The 17,170-nt window shown below is 66.3% G+C and carries 16 protein-coding genes; 9 read left to right on the top strand and 7 right to left on the bottom strand.

Features of this window, described 5'->3' with window-relative positions; translation table 11 throughout:
* Nucleotides 1-152: 152 nt before the first annotated feature.
* Complete coding sequence (locus TO66_RS14570) at nucleotides 153-1,592, top strand: nucleobase:cation symporter-2 family protein (protein ID WP_044462987.1); 1,440 nt, start codon at nucleotides 153-155, stop codon at nucleotides 1,590-1,592.
* A gap of 225 nt (nucleotides 1,593-1,817) precedes the next feature.
* A complete protein-coding gene (locus TO66_RS14565) occupies nucleotides 1,818-2,291 on the top strand; it encodes an LEA type 2 family protein (RefSeq protein ID WP_044462986.1) in 474 nt (157 codons plus the stop codon).
* A 358-nt stretch (nucleotides 2,292-2,649) separates the two neighbouring features.
* Here TO66_RS14565 and glsB read toward each other — a convergent pair whose 3' ends face one another.
* Nucleotides 2,650-3,558 (bottom strand): glutaminase B, encoded by a 909-nt coding sequence (gene glsB / locus TO66_RS14560; RefSeq protein WP_044462985.1) that lies wholly within the window; start codon nucleotides 3,556-3,558, stop codon nucleotides 2,650-2,652.
* 200 nt (nucleotides 3,559-3,758) lie between these two features.
* Here glsB and TO66_RS14555 point away from each other — a divergent pair, with 200 nt between their 5' ends.
* Together TO66_RS14555 and TO66_RS14550 are read left to right on the top strand one after the other, a co-directional pair.
* The gene (locus TO66_RS14555; RefSeq protein ID WP_044462984.1) at nucleotides 3,759-4,655 is read left to right on the top strand and encodes a LysR family transcriptional regulator; all 897 of its coding nucleotides are present in this window, start codon (nucleotides 3,759-3,761) and stop codon (nucleotides 4,653-4,655) included.
* A gap of 141 nt (nucleotides 4,656-4,796) precedes the next feature.
* On the top strand, nucleotides 4,797-6,050 hold the full coding sequence (locus TO66_RS14550) for a ferric reductase-like transmembrane domain-containing protein (protein WP_044462983.1): 1,254 nt from the start codon (nucleotides 4,797-4,799) through the stop codon (nucleotides 6,048-6,050).
* Between the two features lie 5 nt (nucleotides 6,051-6,055).
* On the opposite strand, the gene TO66_RS14545 is transcribed toward TO66_RS14550, so the two are convergent.
* A complete protein-coding gene (locus TO66_RS14545; RefSeq protein ID WP_044462982.1) occupies nucleotides 6,056-7,579 on the bottom strand; it encodes an MFS transporter in 1,524 nt (507 codons plus the stop codon).
* A gap of 113 nt (nucleotides 7,580-7,692) precedes the next feature.
* Here TO66_RS14545 and TO66_RS14540 point away from each other — a divergent pair, with 113 nt between their 5' ends.
* Complete coding sequence (locus TO66_RS14540; protein ID WP_044462981.1) at nucleotides 7,693-8,589, top strand: LysR family transcriptional regulator; 897 nt, start codon at nucleotides 7,693-7,695, stop codon at nucleotides 8,587-8,589.
* 38 nt (nucleotides 8,590-8,627) lie between these two features.
* Complete coding sequence (locus tag TO66_RS14535) at nucleotides 8,628-9,173, top strand: GNAT family N-acetyltransferase (RefSeq protein WP_044462980.1); 546 nt, start codon at nucleotides 8,628-8,630, stop codon at nucleotides 9,171-9,173.
* On the opposite strand, the gene TO66_RS14530 is transcribed toward TO66_RS14535, so the two are convergent.
* Nucleotides 9,142-10,086 (bottom strand): carbon-nitrogen hydrolase family protein, encoded by a 945-nt coding sequence (locus TO66_RS14530; RefSeq protein WP_044462979.1) that lies wholly within the window; start codon nucleotides 10,084-10,086, stop codon nucleotides 9,142-9,144. The genes TO66_RS14535 and TO66_RS14530 overlap by 32 nt on opposite strands.
* An 84-nt stretch (nucleotides 10,087-10,170) precedes the next feature.
* Here TO66_RS14530 and TO66_RS14525 point away from each other — a divergent pair, with 84 nt between their 5' ends.
* Nucleotides 10,171-11,106, top strand: coding sequence for a LysR family transcriptional regulator (locus TO66_RS14525; RefSeq protein ID WP_044462978.1), 936 nt, complete (start codon nucleotides 10,171-10,173; stop codon nucleotides 11,104-11,106).
* Here TO66_RS14525 and TO66_RS14520 read toward each other — a convergent pair.
* Nucleotides 11,078-11,332, bottom strand: coding sequence for a hypothetical protein (locus tag TO66_RS14520; protein ID WP_044462977.1), 255 nt, complete (start codon nucleotides 11,330-11,332; stop codon nucleotides 11,078-11,080). The genes TO66_RS14525 and TO66_RS14520 overlap by 29 nt on opposite strands.
* Before the next feature lie 157 nt (nucleotides 11,333-11,489).
* Between TO66_RS14520 and TO66_RS14515 the strand changes: the two genes are divergently transcribed.
* Nucleotides 11,490-11,810 (top strand): YqjD family protein, encoded by a 321-nt coding sequence (locus tag TO66_RS14515; protein ID WP_044462976.1) that lies wholly within the window; start codon nucleotides 11,490-11,492, stop codon nucleotides 11,808-11,810.
* 86 nt (nucleotides 11,811-11,896) lie between these two features.
* Here the strand turns inward: TO66_RS14515 and TO66_RS14510 are convergent, their stop codons facing one another.
* Both TO66_RS14510 and TO66_RS14505 read right to left on the bottom strand, forming a co-directional pair.
* Complete coding sequence (locus TO66_RS14510) at nucleotides 11,897-12,934, bottom strand: Ldh family oxidoreductase (protein ID WP_044462975.1); 1,038 nt, start codon at nucleotides 12,932-12,934, stop codon at nucleotides 11,897-11,899.
* A 216-nt stretch (nucleotides 12,935-13,150) separates the two neighbouring features.
* Nucleotides 13,151-13,420 carry a PepSY domain-containing protein gene (locus TO66_RS14505; protein ID WP_044462974.1) on the bottom strand — a complete coding sequence of 90 codons (270 nt, stop codon included), beginning with the start codon at nucleotides 13,418-13,420 and terminating at the stop codon, nucleotides 13,151-13,153.
* A 153-nt stretch (nucleotides 13,421-13,573) separates the two neighbouring features.
* On the opposite strand from TO66_RS14505, the gene TO66_RS14500 reads away from it, so the two are divergent.
* Nucleotides 13,574-14,572, top strand: a complete 999-nt coding sequence (locus tag TO66_RS14500; RefSeq protein ID WP_044462973.1) for a FecR family protein — start codon at nucleotides 13,574-13,576, stop codon at nucleotides 14,570-14,572.
* A gap of 52 nt (nucleotides 14,573-14,624) precedes the next feature.
* On the opposite strand, the gene TO66_RS14495 is transcribed toward TO66_RS14500, so the two are convergent.
* On the bottom strand, nucleotides 14,625-17,000 hold the full coding sequence (locus tag TO66_RS14495; RefSeq protein ID WP_044462972.1) for an acylase: 2,376 nt from the start codon (nucleotides 16,998-17,000) through the stop codon (nucleotides 14,625-14,627).
* Nucleotides 17,001-17,170 lie beyond the last annotated feature (170 nt).

Below are 17,170 nucleotides of genomic sequence, written 5' to 3'. Positions count from 1 at the left end.
TTCTGGCCCCGGCGCCTTTCTGGCATTCTTCGCCTCCATTTTTCTGACCGGGTTCGCAGATTTGTCTTGCGCCATCCTTCGACCACCCGTGTCGCGCCCCTTTTTCCACGTGTTTCATGCCCCATCGACACGTCATTGGCAGGCTCTTTCCCATGACCGCACCTGATCGCTCCACGCCGCGCTACAAGTCCGACCTGATCTACGGCCTGGAGGACCGCCCGCATTTCAGCGCGGCGATCTTCGCCGCGCTGCAACATGTGCTGGCGAGTTTTGTCGGCATCATTTCCCCGACCCTGATCTTCGGTGGCGTGCTGGGCCTGCAGAACGAAACGCCCTACCTGATCAGCATGGCGCTGTTCGTCTCCGGCCTGGGCACCTTCGTCCAGGCCCGACGCCTGGGGCCGATCGGCTCCGGCCTGCTGTGCGTGCAGGGCACCAGCTTTTCCTTTATCAGCGTGCTGCTCAGCGCCGGCCTGATGGTCAAGGGCCGCGGCGGCAACAACGAAGAGATCCTCTCGACCATCTTCGGCATCTGCTTCTGCGCGGCCTTTATCGAGATGTTCCTCAGCCAGTTCATCGGCAAGCTGCGCAAGCTGATCACCCCGGTGGTGACCGGCACCATCATCACCCTGATGGGCCTGTCGCTGATCAAGGTGGCGGTCACCGACATGGCCGGCGGCTTCGGCACGGCGGACCTGGGCGCCGCCAGCAACCTGGGGCTGGCCGCCCTGGTGCTGCTGACCATCGTGGTCCTCAACCGCTTCAGCCACCCGATGCTGCGCCTGGGTTCGATCGTCATCGGCCTGACCCTGGGCTTCGTCGTCGCCTGGCTGCTGGGCCGGGTGGACATGGCAACGATGCCGGACGTGCCGATGGTCAGCGTGCCGGTGCCGTTCAAGTACGGCTTCTCCTTCGACCTGATCGCCTTTATCCCGCTGGCGGTGATTTTCCTGATCTCGCCCCTGGAAGCGGCCGGCGACCTGACCGCCAACTCGATGATTTCCCAGCAGCCGGTCAAGGGCCCGCTGTACATCAAGCGCATCAAGTCCGGGCTGCTGGCCGACGGTTTCAACTCGGCCGTGGCGGCGGTGTTCAACAGCCTGCCGATGGTCACCTTCGCGCAGAACAACGGGGTGATCCAGCTGACCGGCGTGGCCAGCCGTTACGTGGCCTACTTCATCGCCGGCCTGCTGGTGCTGCTGGGGCTGTTCCCGGTGATCGGCGCGGTGCTGCAACTGATGCCCAAGCCGGTGCTGGGCGGCGCGACCCTGATTATGTTCGGCACCGTTGCCGTGGCCGGGATCAAGATCCTCGCCGAAGCCGGATTGCACCGGCGCAACGTGCTGATCGTGGCCATTTCCCTGGGGATGGGCCTGGGCGTGGCGGCGGTGCCGGAAGTCCTGCGCGAGCTGCCCAAGGCGCTGCACAACATCTTCGAGTCGCCGATCACCGTGGGCGCGATGTGCGCGATCCTGCTGAACATCTTCCTGCCGGAAGAATTCATCGAGCTCGAAGAAGACGAGTTCGACCCGGAAGCGGCGACCCTCAAGGTCATGCAGGACCCGGACATGAGCGCCAAGTCCAACGCCTGAACCCCACGCCGTTGTAGGAGCGAGGCTTGCCCGCGATAGGGCCGGCAAGCCTCGCGCCGACAGAACGGGCGGACGGCGATCCGACTTGCCCGTGCGGTGCCAGACCGGACGCTATCGCGGGCAAGCCTCGCTCCTACAAAAGCACCGGCAAAGCGCTCGCGGTTTGTAGCCACGGCCTGGGCGCGTTAGATTCGTCGCAGCCTTCTTCTCCTGAGACCTTCCGCGATGCGCAGATCCTTCGGCCTTATCCTGTCCCTGCTGTTGCTCAGCCTGAGCGCCTGCGCCCTGTTTCCCCAGCGCGATCCGCTGAATATCAATGTGGTGGGCATCGACCCCCTGCCCAGCCAGGACCTGGAAGTGCGTTTCGCGATCAAGCTGCGCTTGCAGAACCCCAATGAAACCGCGATCGACTACAACGGCGTGGCGCTGGACCTGGAAGTCAACGGCCGGCCGCTGGCGTCCGGGGTCAGCGACCAGCGCGGCACCATCGGGCGCTTCTCCGAGGGCGTGCTGGTGGTGCCGGTCAGCGTCTCGGCCTTCGCCGTGCTGCGCCAGACCCTGGGCCTGAGCCAGACGCAAAGCCTCGACAACCTGCCCTACGTGCTGCGTGGCAAGCTCGCCGGCGGCCTGTTCGGCACCATGCGTTTCGTCGACAAAGGCCAGTTGAGCCTGCCCAAGACCGCCAACGTCGTCTGGTAACCCCCACAATCCCTGTAGCCGCTGCCGAGCCTGTAGCCGCTGTCGAGCGCCAGCGAGGCTGCGATCGAGCGCGTAGCGGTCGCAAATCGGACGCTGCATTTCTCCACGCAGATCGCGGATGCAGGTTTTACGGCAACTGCGTTGCCGATCGCAGCCGCGCTAAAGCTCGGCAGCGGCTACACCGACAGCGCATCCTGTAGCCGCTGTCGAGCGCCAGCGAGGCTGCGCACGATCGCGTAGCGATCGCAAATCGGACGCGGCATTTCTCCAGGCAGATCGCGGATGCAGGTTTTGCGGCAACTGCGTTGCCGATCGCAGCCTCGCTAAAGCTCGGCAGCGGCTACACCGGTGCGGCGTTCTAGAACACCGACCAGCCGATGCGCTGGCTGAGCAGTTCCAGCGCCGCCATGCCGACCAGGGAATTGCCCGCGGCATTCAGCTCCGGTGACCACACGCAGACGGTGAACTGCCCCGGCACCACGGCGACGATGCCACCGCCCACCCCGCTCTTGCCCGGCAGGCCGACGCGGTAGGCGAAGTTGCCGGCTTCGTCGTACAGGCCGCTGGTGGCCATGATCGAATTGACCTGCTGGGTCTGGCGCGCCGTGAGGATCGGCTCGCCGCTGTGCTTGCAGAAACCGTCGTTGGCCAGGAAGCAGAAGGCCCGCGCCAGGTCGACGCAACTCATGCGCAGCGCACAGTGGCTGAAGTAGCTGCGCAACACCGCCTCGACGTCGTTGTGGAAATTGCCGAAGGATTGCATCAGGTAGGCCATCGCCGCATTGCGCGCGCGGTGCTGGTATTCCGACTCGGCCACGCGGCCGTCCACCAGCACCTGCGGGTTGCCCGACAGGCGCCGCACGAAATCGCGCATGGACAGCGCCGGCGCGGCGAAACGCGACTGGTTGATATCGCAGATCACCAGCGCGCCGGCATTGATGAAGGGGTTGCGCGGGCGCCCGCGCTCGAACTCCAGCTGCACCAGGGAGTTGAACGGCTGCCCGGACGGCTCATGGCCCAGGCGCTGCCAGATCGCCTCGCCGGAATGGCCGATGGCCTGCACCAGGCTGAAGACCTTGGAAATGCTCTGCACCGAGAACGGCGTATCGGCATCGCCGGCGCTGAACACCTGGCCATCGTTGCCGTACACGGCAATCCCCAGCTGATTGGCCGGCACGTCGGCCAGCGCCGGGATGTAGCTGGCCACTTTGCCCTGGCCGATCAGAGGGCGGACTTCGTCGAGGATCTCGTTCAACAACGCTTGCATGTTCTGACTCGCACTTGCTGCCCCGCACCGCCGCGAAGCTATCGCTGCTAGACGCGTCTCGTCGCCTTAAGAACACAGTTATTGGCTGGATCTGGCGGTCGAAGAAAAAACCCGCGACAAAACCCGCCTGCGGCCGCGCATTTTTGATCGGGAAGATCCGCAGCTGATAGGCTTTCCCTCATCTTCGACAGGGAGCGCTCATGGATCTCAACGCCGCCAGGATGTTTGTCAGCGTGGTCCAATGCGGCAGCATTTCGTCCGCCGCCCGCCTGCTGCAACTACCGCTGGCCACCATCCGCCGAGGCATCCGCGAACTGGAGCGCAGCCTCGATGTACAACTGCTCGAACGTTCTCCCCGCGGCCCCCGGCTGACCGCCGCCGGCAGCCAGCTCTACGAACACGCCAGCCGCGGAATCGAAGCGCTGGCCGAAGGCGAGCAGGCTGTCAGAAATGATCGATTGCAGCTGCGGGGACGCCTCAGCGTCTCGGTGCCCGCGGCGTTCGAAAACTGGTGGCAACTGCTGGCCGAATTCCAGCGCCGCCATCCCGAAATCCAGGTGGCGGTCTACACCAGCGAACGCGGCAACGAACCGCAGGGCGACCTGGCGCAGGACGAGATCGACGTCGCCCTGCACGCCGGGCCCTCGCTCGACGAAGAACGCCCGGCGCGCCTGCTGGGCAGTTATCGCCACCTGCTGGTCGCCAGCCCGCAACTGCTGGAGCGCCTGGGCACGCCGCAAACCCCGACAGATCTGCGGGGTTTTCCCTGCGCCGTCTGGTCGCGCCATCCCTATGCCCGGGAGCGCTGGCAACTGGGCGAACACACGTTCAGCCCCGATCCGCTGTTCGCCGCCAACGATTACCTGCACCTGCGCCAGTTGGCGCTGACCGGCAAGGTGGTCACCGAGCTGCCGGCCTTTCTCGCCGCCCAGGCCCTGCACGAAGGCCGCCTGCGGGTGCTGTTGCCGTGGCTGCCCATGCCCGAGCAGCACCTGCACCTGCTGTATCCCGCCGGGCAGCCACCGTCGAGCATCGTGCGCGCCTACCTGGATTTCGCCCAGGACTGGCTGCGCCATCATCCCTTGCCCGTCTATTGAGCCGGCGCTGATGCAGATCAGTCCGGCGCCCGCGGGCTGCCGCTAGAATGCCCGCGGGCCGCGCTCCACCGCGCCGCCCCTGACCCACCCTGCGCGTCGACGCCTGCGCCGGCGCCATCCCATCCGGAGGCGTCTTCCCCTGTGAAAGCCCACTATCCGGTGCTTGGCATCGTGCTGATCACCGCCCTCACCGTCCTGCTGGAAATCCCCAGCGATACCTGGCTGACATCCGCCACCCTGAGCCTGGTCCTGGGTGCCGGCGCGCTGGCCTGCATGGCCCTGTCCTGCCTGCTCGCCAGCCGCTGGCGCTGGGTCGAGCGGCTGTTCGGCGGCCTCGACCGGGTCTACGAGGCCCACAAGTGGCTGGGCATCTGGGCGCTGGTCTTCGCCAGCTATCACCTGGTGTTCAAGGCCAACCTGGATAGCTGGCAAAGCGTGCCGATCGTCGAGCTGTCCAAGTACTGGACGCGCCTGGTGCGGCAGCTGAGCTATGTGGCCCTCGGCCTGATCGTGCTGCTGGCGCTGAACCGCAACATTCCCTACAGCCAGTGGCGCTGGTGGCACAAGCTGTCCGGGCCGCTGTTCGCGATCGTCATCCTGCACTGGCTGAGCTTCAAGTCGCCGATCACCCTGGATAATCCCTCGGGCATCTGGCTCACCACGCTCTGTGGCCTGGGCCTGCTCGGCGCCTTGTACAAGCTGCTGCTCTATCCGTTGCTGGCCAGGGCCGGCGAATACCGGGTCAGCGCCGTGACCCTGGAGAGAAACTCGCTGCACCTGGAGCTGACCCCGCTGCACCGCGGTTTCGCCTTCAAGGCCGGGCAGTTCGCCTTTCTCGCCCTGCGCGAAAAAGGCCTGCGCGAACCGCACCCCTTCACCATCGCCAGCGCCCACGCCAGCGACGGGCGCATCGAGTTCGTGATCCGCGCCCTGGGCGACTACACCCAGAAACTGCGCCAGCAGGTCAAGGTCGGCATGCTCGCCGACCTCTACGCGCCCTACGGCCGCTTCAAGCGGCGGCTCGATGCCGGCCGGGAGATCTGGATCGGCGGTGGTGTGGGCATCTCGCCCTTTATCTCGTGGTTGCAGGATGCCGCCGCCGGACGCTTCGAGCAGGCAACCCTGGTGTACTGCTGCAATCCCTCGCGGGCCTTTCCCAGCATCGAAACCTTGCAGGGCCTGGCCGCGGAACGCGGGGTCGAGTTCATCGGCCACACCGACGGCGCCGACCGCCTGGGCGACACCCTGAAACGGCTCGCCGGCGAAACCGATCCACGCCAGATCCAGATCAGTTTCTGCGGGCCCAAGGGTTTGCTGGCACGGGTCAAGGCCTTGATGCGCGAATACGCGATTCCCGAAGCCAACCTGCACTACGAGTTCTTCGAGTTTCGCTGAGCCCCTCAAGCCCGGCGCGGCTCATGCAGCATCAACCGCACCACCAGCGCCGCGACCAGGGTGATGGCGATCAACGCATACAACAGCCAGGTGAAAGCCTTGGCGTACAGCCCGAGCAACACCTCCCGGCCCAGCTCGGGCAACAACGCTGCGCTGGCCTGCAAGTTGCCGCTGGCCAGTTGCTGGGCAGCCAGCGGCAATTGCGGATGCTCCGGCAACGCCGCGGCCATGGACAATTGCAGCAAGCCGGCCAGCAGCGCCACCACCAGGGCCAGGGCAATGCCCTCGCCCGCCACCCGGGTGGTGCTGAAGATGCCGGTGGCCATGCCCGCCCGCTCCTTGGGCACCACGCTGACCGACAGGCCGTCCATCAAGCCCCAGGGCAAACCGGCGCCGAGGCCGATCAGCAGCATGGGCCAGATATTGGCCGCCGGTGCCTGCCCCGGGGCGATCCGGCTGAGCAGATAAAGCCCGAGCGCGGCAATCGCCAGGCCAACGCTGGACAGGCTCCCGGCGCTGAACCAGCGGGTCAGCCACGCGGCCAGCAACGGCACCACCACCATCGGCGCGGACAGCGCGATCATCATCAAGCCGGCATCGATCTCGCTGTAGCTTTCCACGCCGATAAAGCGGATCGGCAGCAGGATCAGCAGCACCACGAAGCAATAACAGGTGGCGATCGGCAACACCTGCACACCGATAAAGCGCGGATAACGAAACAGCGACAGGTCGAGCATCGGCCGCTTGACCCGCCCTTCCAGGACGATGAACAGCAGCAACGCCAGCACTGCCACCAGCAGCAGGCCCCAGACCAGCGGGCTGGCCCAGCCGCTTTGCGGCGCCTGCAGAATGCCCCAGGTCAGCGCCACCAGCGCCGCGGTGAAACTCAAGGTGCCGGGCCAGTCGACACCCGCCGCGTCCGGGTCGCGGGACTCATGCATGCGCGGCACGCCGAACAGCAACGACAGGCCGCCGATCAAGGTCCCGGAAACGAAGATCGAACGCCAGCCGTAGGCTTCGACCAGCACCCCGGCGAGGATCGGCCCGAATGCCAGGCCCACGCCGAAGGTGGTGCCCAGCAGGCTGAAGGCCCGCGTCCGCGCCGGCCCCTCGAAGGCCTGGGCCAGGGCCGCCGAGCCGCCCGCCAGCGCTGCCGCGCCGGCCAGTCCCTGCACGCCCCGCAACAGGTCGAGCCACAGCACCGAAGGGGCAAAGGCCAGGGCCAGCGACGCCAGGGCGAACAGGCCAACGCCGAGGCTGAACACCCGCTTGCGCCCGTACTCGTCGGCCAGGGTCCCGGCGGCCATCAGCGCGCTGCCGAAACTCAGCATGAAGGCATTGGTGATCCAGCCCAGGGCCAGCGGGCTGCCACCCAACTCGCGGCCGATGGCCGGGGTCGCCACCGCTACGCCGACGAACGTCAGCGGCAGGATCAGGGCCGCGAGGCACACGGCGGCGAGCACCGCATAGGAAGAACCGCCCGTGACAGCGTCATCGAACGCAGCGGGCACATCGGTTGGCGAATTCATCGGCACCTCAAGGCAAACATTAGGGTGCGATCAATGGTAGATTCGCCGCAATCACCCAAACACAGGGCCTAAGTCCGTTCTTTACGGACAAAACCGCTCCAATCGAGATTCCCATGGACAACCTCAGTGGCATGCTGGCCTTCGTGCGCACGGTCGAGGCCGGCAGTCTGGTCGGCGCGGCACAACGCCTGGGCCTTTCCGCCTCGGCGGTGGGCAAAAGCCTGGCCCGCCTGGAAGAACGGCTCGGCGTGCGCCTGCTCAATCGCAGTACCCGGCGCATCAGCCTGACCGACGAGGGCACGCTGTTCTTCGAGCGCTGCCAACGCATCGTCGGCGAAGTACAGGACGCCGAGGCCGAGCTGGCCCGCCTCAGCGACAAGCCCCGCGGCAAGTTGCGGGTCAGCCTGCCGGCGATCGGCTATCGCATGCTGCTGCCGATCCTTCCGGAGTTCACCGAACGCTACCCGGACATCGAGCTGGACCTGGACTTCAACGACCGGCTGATCGATGTGATCGCCGAAGGCGTCGACGCGGTGATCCGCAGCGGCGATCTGGCGGACTCCCAGCTCAAGTCGCGTACCCTGGGCCCGTTCCGCTTTGTGCTGGTCAGCGCCCCCCACTACTTCGCCCGCCATGGCGTGCCCGAGTGCCCGCGGGACCTGGAGCGGCACGCCTGCCTGCGCTACAAGTTTCCCGGCACCGTGCAATTGCAGGAATGGAAACTGCGCCTGCCCGCCGACGCCCCGCCGCTGGTGCTGCGCAGCGCGCTGACCAGCAACAACCTGGAGTCGCTAATCTTTGCCGCCACCCAGGGCCTGGGCATCGCCTTCGTCCCGGATTTCGTGGTACGCACGGCGCTGGCCGACGGCTCGCTGATGTCGGTGCTGGACGATGATCAGATCGACAGCGGCAAGTTCTCGGTGCTCTGGCCCGGCAGTCGACATCTGCTGCCGAAGCTGCGAGTGTTCGTCGACTTCCTCAGCGAGCGCCTGGTGCTCGGCGGCCGCTGAAAAAACGCAAAGGCAATCACAAGGAAGGTGCCGCAAGCATGCAACCGACTCCCACGCTGCACACCGCACGCCTGATCCTGCGCCCGCTGCAACTGGCCGACGCCGAGGCCATCCAGCAACAGTTCGCGCACTGGGACGTGGTGCGTTATCTCAATGCGCGGGTGCCATGGCCCTATCCCGCCGATGGCGCCCTGAGCTTTCTGCGCGACAACGCGCTGCCGGCCATGGCGCGTGGCGAGGCCTGGCACTGGTCGATCCGCCTGCAAGACGCGCCCGAACAGCTGATCGGCAGTGTCAGCCTGATGAACGAAACCGATAACCACCGAGGCTTCTGGCTGGGCCCGGCCTGGCGGGGGCACGGCTACATGAGCGAAGCCTGCGCGGCGGTCACCGAGTACTGGTTCGAGGTGCTGGATCGCGACCTCATGCGAGTGCCCAAGGCCGCGCCGAACCTGGCCTCGCGGCGGATATCCGAACGCAGCGGCATGCGCCTGGTCGGCAGCGACGATGACGACTTCGTCTGCGGACGCCTGCCGCGCGAACTCTGGGAAATCACCCGCGAGGAGTGGCGTCGTCGCCGATGAAACGCACGCCGGCCTTGGCCCGTTCGTCCACCGTCAGCTCGAACACGTCCGGGCGCGCATAGTGGCCGACCACGTCGTAGTCGTAGCGCGCCCGCACCAGCTCGGCGGTGTCGATCCGCGCCGTCAGCAGGCCGGCGCGGCCCACCAGTGGCCCGGCCAGCACCTCGCCCATAGGCCCGACAATCACGCTGCCACCGGCGATCAGCGGGCGCTCGGCGGGCCAGTTGGCGATGTCCAGCCCCAGTTCCGCAGGTGATGCCTGTACCTGGCAGGCACTGACCACGAAGCAACGGCCTTCATGGGCGATGTGGCGCATGCTGACCTGCCACATCTCGCGCTCGTCCACGGTCGGCGCGCACCAGATTTCCACGCCCTTGGCGTACATCGCGGTGCGCAGCAGCGGCATCATGTTTTCCCAGCAGATCACCGCTCCCACCCGGCCGACCTCGGTGTCCAGCACCGGCAGGGTCGAACCGTCGCCCTTGCCCCAGATCAGCCGCTCGGTGCCGGTGGGCATCAGCTTGCGGTGCTTGCCCACCAGACCGTGCTGCGGGTCGAAATACAGCGCCGTGCAATACAGGGTGCTGCCGGCGCGCTCGATCACCCCCAGCACCAGGTTGGCCCCGGTGCGCGCCGCAAGGCCGGCCAGGGCCTCGGTCTCCACACCTGGCACGTCAATGGCGTTGGCGAAATAACGGGCAAAGGCTTCCCGGCCTTCCGGCAGGCGATAACCCAGCTGGGTGCCGAAGCCTTCGCCCTTGGGGTAGCCGCCGAGCAAGGCTTCGGGCATTACCACCAGCTGCGCGCCGGCCTCGATGATGGCGGTTTCAAAGGACAGGATTTGTTCCAGGGTGGCGGCCTTGCCTTCTGGCAGGGAGCCGATCTGCAGCGCGGCGACAACGGACGTGGGCATGGGAAAACTCCTATGGCGATGAAGTGTTGCCCATTGTCCGGCGCTCGCCGATCATGCCGGAAGCCCATTCGGATACTGAATGATATGAACCAGATGAATATCGCCCAGGTCGACCTCAACCTGCTCAAGGCCTTCGAAGCCCTGCATGACGAATCCAGCGCCAGCCGCGCCGCCCTGCGCCTGGGGGTCACCCAGTCCGCGATGAGCGCAGCGTTGCGGCGCCTGCGCGAGTTGTACGGCGACCAGCTGTTCGTGCGTACCGGACGCGGCCTGGCGCCGACCTTGCGCGCCAACCAGCTCAAGCCGGTGGTCAGCGAGGCGCTGAACAAATGCCGGCAGAGCCTGGCGATGGTCGATCCCCACGCCAGCCATTACCAGGGCCGCTCGGTGGCGATCGGGCTGTCGGATGATTTCGAGATTGCCTACGGCCGGCGGCTGATCGAGGAAGTCGCCCGGCGGGCGCCGAAACTGCGCCTGATCTTTCGCCAGAGCCACAGCCAGATCGTCGGCGAGGCGCTGTTGCAGCGCGGCATCGACCTGGCCATCAGCGCCGGCGGTTTCGCCGAACGCATGCTCAGTCGCCAGGTGTTGGGAGAAGGCAGCTACCTGTGCCTGGCGGACCCGGCGAGCCTGCGGCCGGGCCAGCAGCGCATCGAGCTCGACGAATTCGTCGCCCGCGAGCATCTGCTGGTGTCGTCGCAAGGCTTTATCGGGATTACCGACGAGGGCCTGGCGGCCCTGGGGCTGAGCCGCCAGGTATGCGCCTCGACCACGCATTTCGCCGCGCTGCCGCATCTGCTCAAGGGCAGCCAGGCGGTGGCGACCATTCCGGCGCACGCCGCGCGCAGCATCGCCGCGCTCACCGGGCTGGCGTTGCTGCCCTGCCCGCTGGACCTGCCGCGCTACCCGATCGAACTGGGCTGGCGCACCAGCGCGCAGATCGACCCGGTGGTGCTGAAAGTGCGCGAGGCGATCGTCGCCAGTTTCGAAGCTACTTGTTCGCCGCCATCAACCGATTGACTTCGCTGCGCACCATGTTGGCGTATTCCGGTGGCGACATGCCGTCGAGCTCGGCACGCACCCATTCGGCCCACTTGCCCTTGCGCTTGGCGCGCTCGCCGAACAGTCGTGCGGCTTCGCCCTTGGCCTTGCCCAGGTTGCTCTGCCACAACTCGAACAGACGGGACTTTTCATCTTCGATCTCTGCGCGCTCGGCGAGAGTCTTGTTGGCCAGATTGAAGCTCATGGGAATTTCCTGCTGCGTAAAATAGCCGACATCTTACACTGTGACGGCCAGGGTTTTCCCGCTGGCATCGGGCCCGGGCGGAAAAATAGCTGCAACTTTTCGCCAGCCCCGCGACTCCATTGTTTCATCGCATCACTGACCCGCAAGGAGTAACACAATGGCTCGTAAACCCGCCGCGCAAGCGGCTGACGAACAAATCAAGGACCAGGCTTTCAGCGAGCTGCAGGCGCTGATCGAGGAATCGGAAAAACTGCTGAAGAACAGCGCGTCGCTGGTGGGTGAGGAAGGCGAAACACTGCGCCAGCAAGTGGGGCTGAAACTCAAGCAGGCGCTGGAGTCGGTGTCCAGCGTGCGCGAACGCAGCAAGCCGGTGGTGGACGCCACCGAGCAGTACATCGGCGGCCATCCGTGGCAGACCGTGGCCATCTCCGCCGGGGTGGGCCTGGTGGTGGGCCTGTTGCTGGGGCGTCGTTCGTAACCCCGGCGATCCCGCCACGCAGCAAACGACAGGACCAGGCCAGCGGCATGCTCGCCTGGTCCTTGCGTTACAGGGGGTCGCTGTTCTTAAAGCCCGGCGAGTTCGCGCAACTGCCGAAGCTCGCTGGCCGGCAAGGCGATCCCTTCGCGCCCGGACTTCTCCCGCTGGCGATGGCGCCGGTCCCCCGGCAGGCGCTTGAGCCCCACCCCATGCATCTGCCTGATCAGTTCCTGGCTGCGTTCGGCGAAGTTCTGCCCGGCGCCCTTGCCGGGATCGATGACGATCAACAACTGGCCGGTCCAGGGCGTCTTCGCCCCCGGATGGTTCGACCAGTCGAACTCGAACGAGAAGTTGCCCCCCGTCAGGCCCGCCGCCAGCAGCTCGACCATCATCGACAGCGCCGACCCCTTGTGCCCGCCGAACGGCAACAAGGCGCCGCCTTCGAGAATGGCCTTGGGGTCGTCGGTGGGCTGGCCGAGGCCGTCCACCCCCATGCCCGCCGGCAAGCGTTCGCCCTTGCGCGCGGCGATCTGCACGTCGCCGTGGGCGATGGCGCTGGTGGCCAGGTCGAAGACGATGGGATCGCCACCGGCCCGGGGCGCGGCGAAGGCGATGGGGTTGGTGCCGAACAGGGGGCGATCGGCGCCGTGGGGCACCACGCAGGTCATGCTGTTGACCACGCTCAGGGCCACCAGCCCTTCCTCGGCGAAGGGCTCGACGTCCGGCCACAGCGCGGCGAAATGATGGGAATTGCGAATCGCCAGGATCGCGATGCCGGCGTGGCGCGCCTTCTCCACCAGCAGCGCGCGCGCCGCCGCCAGCGCCGGCTGGGCGAAACCGTTGCCGGCATCGACCCGGACGAAGGCCGGGGCCACGTCTTCGACCACCGGCACGGCCTGGCCATCGACCCAGCCACTCTTGAGGGTCGAGACATAACCGGGAATGCGGAACACGCCATGGCTGTGGGCCCCGTCGCGCTCGGCCGCAGCGCAGTTGCGCGCCAGGCAACTGGCGACCTCGGCGCTGGTGCCATGGCGCACGAAGATGGTTTCCAGCAATTGCACCAGCGCCTCGAGCGACAGGTGTTCAACGGGCATATCAACAGTCGGGGGCGATACTGACATCTGAAGCTCCGGATTAATTATTGGACTGGGCTACAGCGCATGAGGATGCACAGGGGTAAGTGCGCCCGCCGATTAAACAACGCTTTGCGCGCGCCCTGTCAACCTCGACCGGGGCGGCGTGCGGGCAATGCCGGGAAATGACAGGAGGGTACAGGCTGGGCAGGCCGCGGGCGGGCCAGGGTGGACGCCGGCAGAGCCGGCGCCCGGAGAGGAACATCAGTCTTTCTGGTCGCGGATGACGTTGCCCGAAGCGCCGTCGATGCGGAATTCATAGACCACGCCGTCGGACTTGCGACCTTCGCCTTCCCAATAGCCGTCGTTGTCGGCCTCGATCTTGTAGATCTCGATATAGCCGGCCTTGGTCTTGGCAGTCTCGATGGCTTTTTCGATGCTCACCCAGCCGGCTCCGGGACGGTCGGCCAGCGCCGCACCGGCGCTCAACAGGGTGGCAGTGGCAATGACGGCGGCCAATGTGTTCTTGATCATTTTTTCACTCCATCTGTGGATACTGATTGCGAAAGTCCTGTGTTTTTAGGGCATGGGGCAAAAAAATAGTTCCACTTTGATATGCATCGGCCATGACGGCGGTTCTCCAAGCCTGGCTGCGAAGGGTAGAATGCGCGAAACCAGGAAGAGCCAATGAGCGAACAGCACCTTACAGAAGCCGAATACGACGCCATCACCGATGCCGCCGCGCAGTGGTGCATGCGTCTGCATGCCGCGGACTGTACGGCCGCCGAACGCCAGGCCTTCGAACAATGGCGCGCTGCCCACCCGCTGCATGCCTTCGAATACGAAGCGATGCAGGAAATCTGGGACGTCGCCGACCACCTGCCGCGCCCGCCCGCCCCGGTGCGTCCCCAGCCTGCCTCGCGCACCTCGTGGAGAACCTATGGCCTGGCCGCGGCGATCAGCGCGATGGCCTTGCCATTGCTCGCCTACGGCGGCTGGAGCCTGGGCTGGCTGCCCTCCTCTTATGAACGCTTCCAGGCCGACGGCAGCGTGCGCCAGGTGACCCTGGCCGATGGCAGCCAGGTCGAACTCAACCTGGGCACCGAACTGACCTACAGCAACTACAAGGACCAGCGCCGCGTCACCCTGAACAAGGGCGAAGCCTTCTTCAAGGTCGCCCACGACAGCAGCCACCCCTTCGTGGTCAAGGCGGCCAGCGGCCAGGTCCGCGTCACCGGCACCCAGTTCAACGTGTGGATGTACGAGGATCAGGTACGGGTCACCCTGCTCGAAGGTTCGGTGCTGGTGAACAGCGACAGCCGCCACCCCGACGGCGGTTTCCGTCTCGATCCGGGCATGCAGGCACGTTATCGCCAGGGCGATTACCAGCCGCAGATCAGCCAGACCTATGCCGGCGACACCTCGCTGGCCTGGCGCCAGGGCAAGCTGGTGCTGGACAACCTGGCGCTCGGCGAAGCCCTGCCATTGATCAACCGCTACCTCAGCACCCCGGTGATGCTCGCCGACAGCGCCACCGGCGCGATTCGCGTCGGTGGCATCTACGACACCACCGCGGTCAAGAGCCTGGTGACCACGCTGCCCAAAGTGCTGCCGGTGTACCTGACCCGTAACCAGGACGGCAACCCGGTGATCAACTCGTTGCCGGGCACCACGCCAAAAAGCTGAAGGCCGCTACCCTCGCGGGTGCGGCCTTCGGTTGTCACCCGGTGGCAGCCGCTTACTGCGCCGCGACCTTGTTCACTCGCTGATCGTCTTCCCGAATCACTTGCAACCGGTACTGCGGGTCCGCCTGGATCTGCTGCTCGGTGAATGGCAGCACGCTCCACTGCTTTTTCGAAAAGGCCTCGGTCTGATCCCGCGAGTGCGGCGACGCCGGGTCGCTGGACAGCGAGAACGCCAGCAGTCCCTGGGCATGCGGCCCCTGGTCGTCGAAGCTCACCACTTGCAGGTAGCTGGTGCCGCTGACCACTTCGCGCTTGCCATCGGCGCCGGGCACGCTCTGGATCGCGTTGTACACCCCCAGGCTGGCCGGCCCGCCGTGGACCGGCGTCTGCCGGCCGCCACTGCTGACCACCTGGATATCGCCCCAGCGGCTGTCGGCCCGCAAGCCCGCCTCGGCCACCTGCTGCACCGACGCCAGCATCGCTTCGCGCAGCGCCTTGGCCACGGCCGGGCGATCGATTGCCAGGCCGCGCGGCGTGTGCCGCGGGTCGCGCGCATCGAAAGGCACGCGCCAGCGCTCGTCGACCGCTTCCAGTTGCTCCATGACGTTCTGGAAGTGCACGAAGCCCAGCCCGCTGTGCAAATTGGCGCTGCGGTCCCAGGCCTCGAGGCTGGCGCACAACGGCGCCAGGGTCGCCGCGTCGCGCCCCAGGTCGGCGGCGCAGAACTGCAACAGGTCCGGCATCACTTGCCCGGCCTGATACACCTGGTCGTCCATCACCATGTGCTGCAGGTCGGCAGCGCTCAGCGGCGCGCCCTGGCCGGTGCCGATCAGGCGGTTCAGGGCGAATCGCGCGCGCTGCCCGAGCGGCAGGTCCTGCTGGCTGATCAGCGGCGAGAACCCCTGCAACGGCGCCTCCGGGTTGACCATCCACGCCGAATCGTTGGAGTTCTGCACGTAATCGCTGCGCAGCAATTGCGGCAGCTGGCTGGCCGGGTAAATGCCCTGTTGCGCGGCTGCCGGGTCGATGTCCCAGGCACAGGCGCTGCGGGAGCCGTCGAGCACGATCAGTTGCGTGCCGATCCGCGGATCGCTGCATTGCGCGAGTTTTTCCGCACTGACGTTGGGCACCACCGACTGGTTCATGTACAGGGTCTGGCCCTGGTCATCCACGGCCAGGGTATTGACCCAGGGAATGCCTTGCAGCTGGTGCACCGAGGCTTGCAATGCCTTGAGGCTGTGCGCCTGATTCATCGCGTACCACTGCTGCAGCACCCGGTCGTTCTCCAGGTTGGCGTCGCGCAGGCTGTAGGCGAAGCGGTGGTCCCAGTCGAGCTTGCCGGGCCACTGCACCACCGGACCGAACACCGAGCTGTACACACTGTGGCGGGTGCTGGCGAGCTGGCCATCCTCGCCCTTCACCGTCACCTCGAGCGTCTGCTTGTCCAGCGGCAGCGACTGGCCATCGAGCAGGTAGCGGGTCGGATCCTTCGGGTCCAGTTGCAGGCGGTACAGGGTGAAATGCTTGGACGTGTCGACCGTGTGGGTCCAGGCCAGGTGCTGGCTGAATCCGATATTGATCATCGGCAGGCCGGGCAAGGCGGCGCCCATGACATCCAGCTGGCCGGGAATGGTCAGGTGCATCTGGTAGAAGCGCATGCCGCCTACCCACGGGAAATGCGGGTTGGCCAGCAACAGGCCGCGGCCGTTGAACGAACGCTCGCGGCCCACGGCCACGGCGTTGCTGCCCCGGTCCAGGGCAAAACGCTGGTTGCGGCCTTCGGCCTGGGCGAAGACCCGGGCCGCAGGTTCGACTTGCGCCGTGGCCGACGGTGGCGTCGCGGCCACCAGCGCTTCGGCGAACTGGCCGACCCCGCCTTCCACCAGCAGGCGCCGGGTCAGCTTGACCAGGTCGAGGGCCGTCAACGGCCGGACCCAGTCGCCCTGGCACTGTTCGGGCAGGCCCTGGGCCTGGCGCTCGGCCAGGGAGCGGTTGTAGCCGGCGACATAACCTTCGATCAGTTGCCGTACCTGCGGCGTCTGGGCCTGCCAGAAACCGAACACCGCCTGCGGGGTGTTCAGCCAGTTGAAGAACAGGTCGCTGGCCAGGTTCTCGCGCTGTTCGAGGGTCTGCTGTTGCGGGCCGAAATACTTCGAGCGCTCGCCATTGACCGTCAGCACTTCGTTGGCCAGCAGGCACAGGTTGTCCTGGGCGTAGGCATAACCGATGCCATAGCCCAGCCCGCGCTCGTCGGTGGCACGGATATGCGGGACGCCGAACGCGGTACGACGGATTTCCGCGCTCGCCCCGCCGGCCTGCGCTTCCCGCCCCTGGGCCGCAAGGCTCCAGCCCATGAGCGCCCCCGCGAGCCCCAGCCCGAGAAACGAACCCGCAAGGCAAAACCTGGGCAACTGCCTGGAAATAATCACGCCGACTCCTGATTGAAAAAACACCGGGCCCGGGCTGGCGTGGCACGCGAGGAGCGCACTGAAGGACACGGATTCCAGCCCATGAAACGGCGCGCCCCGGCATCAGCCGGGCCTCGCCTGCCCTTACAGACGAACCCGCGTGGAAAAATTTAACCCAGGTACAGGCGCAG

The organism is Pseudomonas sp. MRSN 12121 (genome assembly GCF_000931465.1).
Classification (GTDB): Bacteria; Pseudomonadota; Gammaproteobacteria; order Pseudomonadales; family Pseudomonadaceae; genus Aquipseudomonas.
Note: the sequence above shows the minus strand (reverse complement) of the source record. Positions and strands in the feature narration are given on the sequence as shown.

Excerpts from the sequence above, each read along its gene's own strand:
- TO66_RS14545 (WP_044462982.1), bottom strand. The coding sequence starts at position 7,579 with ATGAATTCGCCAACCGATGTGCCCGCTGCGTTCGATGACGCTGTCACG.
- TO66_RS14515 (WP_044462976.1), top strand. The coding sequence starts at position 11,490 with ATGGCTCGTAAACCCGCCGCGCAAGCGGCTGACGAACAAATCAAGGAC.
- TO66_RS14505 (WP_044462974.1), bottom strand. The coding sequence starts at position 13,420 with ATGATCAAGAACACATTGGCCGCCGTCATTGCCACTGCCACCCTGTTG.
- TO66_RS14565 (WP_044462986.1), top strand. The coding sequence starts at position 1,818 with ATGCGCAGATCCTTCGGCCTTATCCTGTCCCTGCTGTTGCTCAGCCTG.
- TO66_RS14520 (WP_044462977.1), bottom strand. The coding sequence starts at position 11,332 with ATGAGCTTCAATCTGGCCAACAAGACTCTCGCCGAGCGCGCAGAGATC.
- TO66_RS14540 (WP_044462981.1), top strand. The coding sequence starts at position 7,693 with ATGGACAACCTCAGTGGCATGCTGGCCTTCGTGCGCACGGTCGAGGCC.
- TO66_RS14500 (WP_044462973.1), top strand. The coding sequence starts at position 13,574 with ATGAGCGAACAGCACCTTACAGAAGCCGAATACGACGCCATCACCGAT.
- TO66_RS14570 (WP_044462987.1), top strand. The coding sequence starts at position 153 with ATGACCGCACCTGATCGCTCCACGCCGCGCTACAAGTCCGACCTGATC.
- TO66_RS14530 (WP_044462979.1), bottom strand. The coding sequence starts at position 10,086 with ATGCCCACGTCCGTTGTCGCCGCGCTGCAGATCGGCTCCCTGCCAGAA.
- glsB (WP_044462985.1), bottom strand. The coding sequence starts at position 3,558 with ATGCAAGCGTTGTTGAACGAGATCCTCGACGAAGTCCGCCCTCTGATC.
- TO66_RS14555 (WP_044462984.1), top strand. The coding sequence starts at position 3,759 with ATGGATCTCAACGCCGCCAGGATGTTTGTCAGCGTGGTCCAATGCGGC.
- TO66_RS14535 (WP_044462980.1), top strand. The coding sequence starts at position 8,628 with ATGCAACCGACTCCCACGCTGCACACCGCACGCCTGATCCTGCGCCCG.
- TO66_RS14510 (WP_044462975.1), bottom strand. The coding sequence starts at position 12,934 with ATGTCAGTATCGCCCCCGACTGTTGATATGCCCGTTGAACACCTGTCG.
- TO66_RS14525 (WP_044462978.1), top strand. The coding sequence starts at position 10,171 with ATGAACCAGATGAATATCGCCCAGGTCGACCTCAACCTGCTCAAGGCC.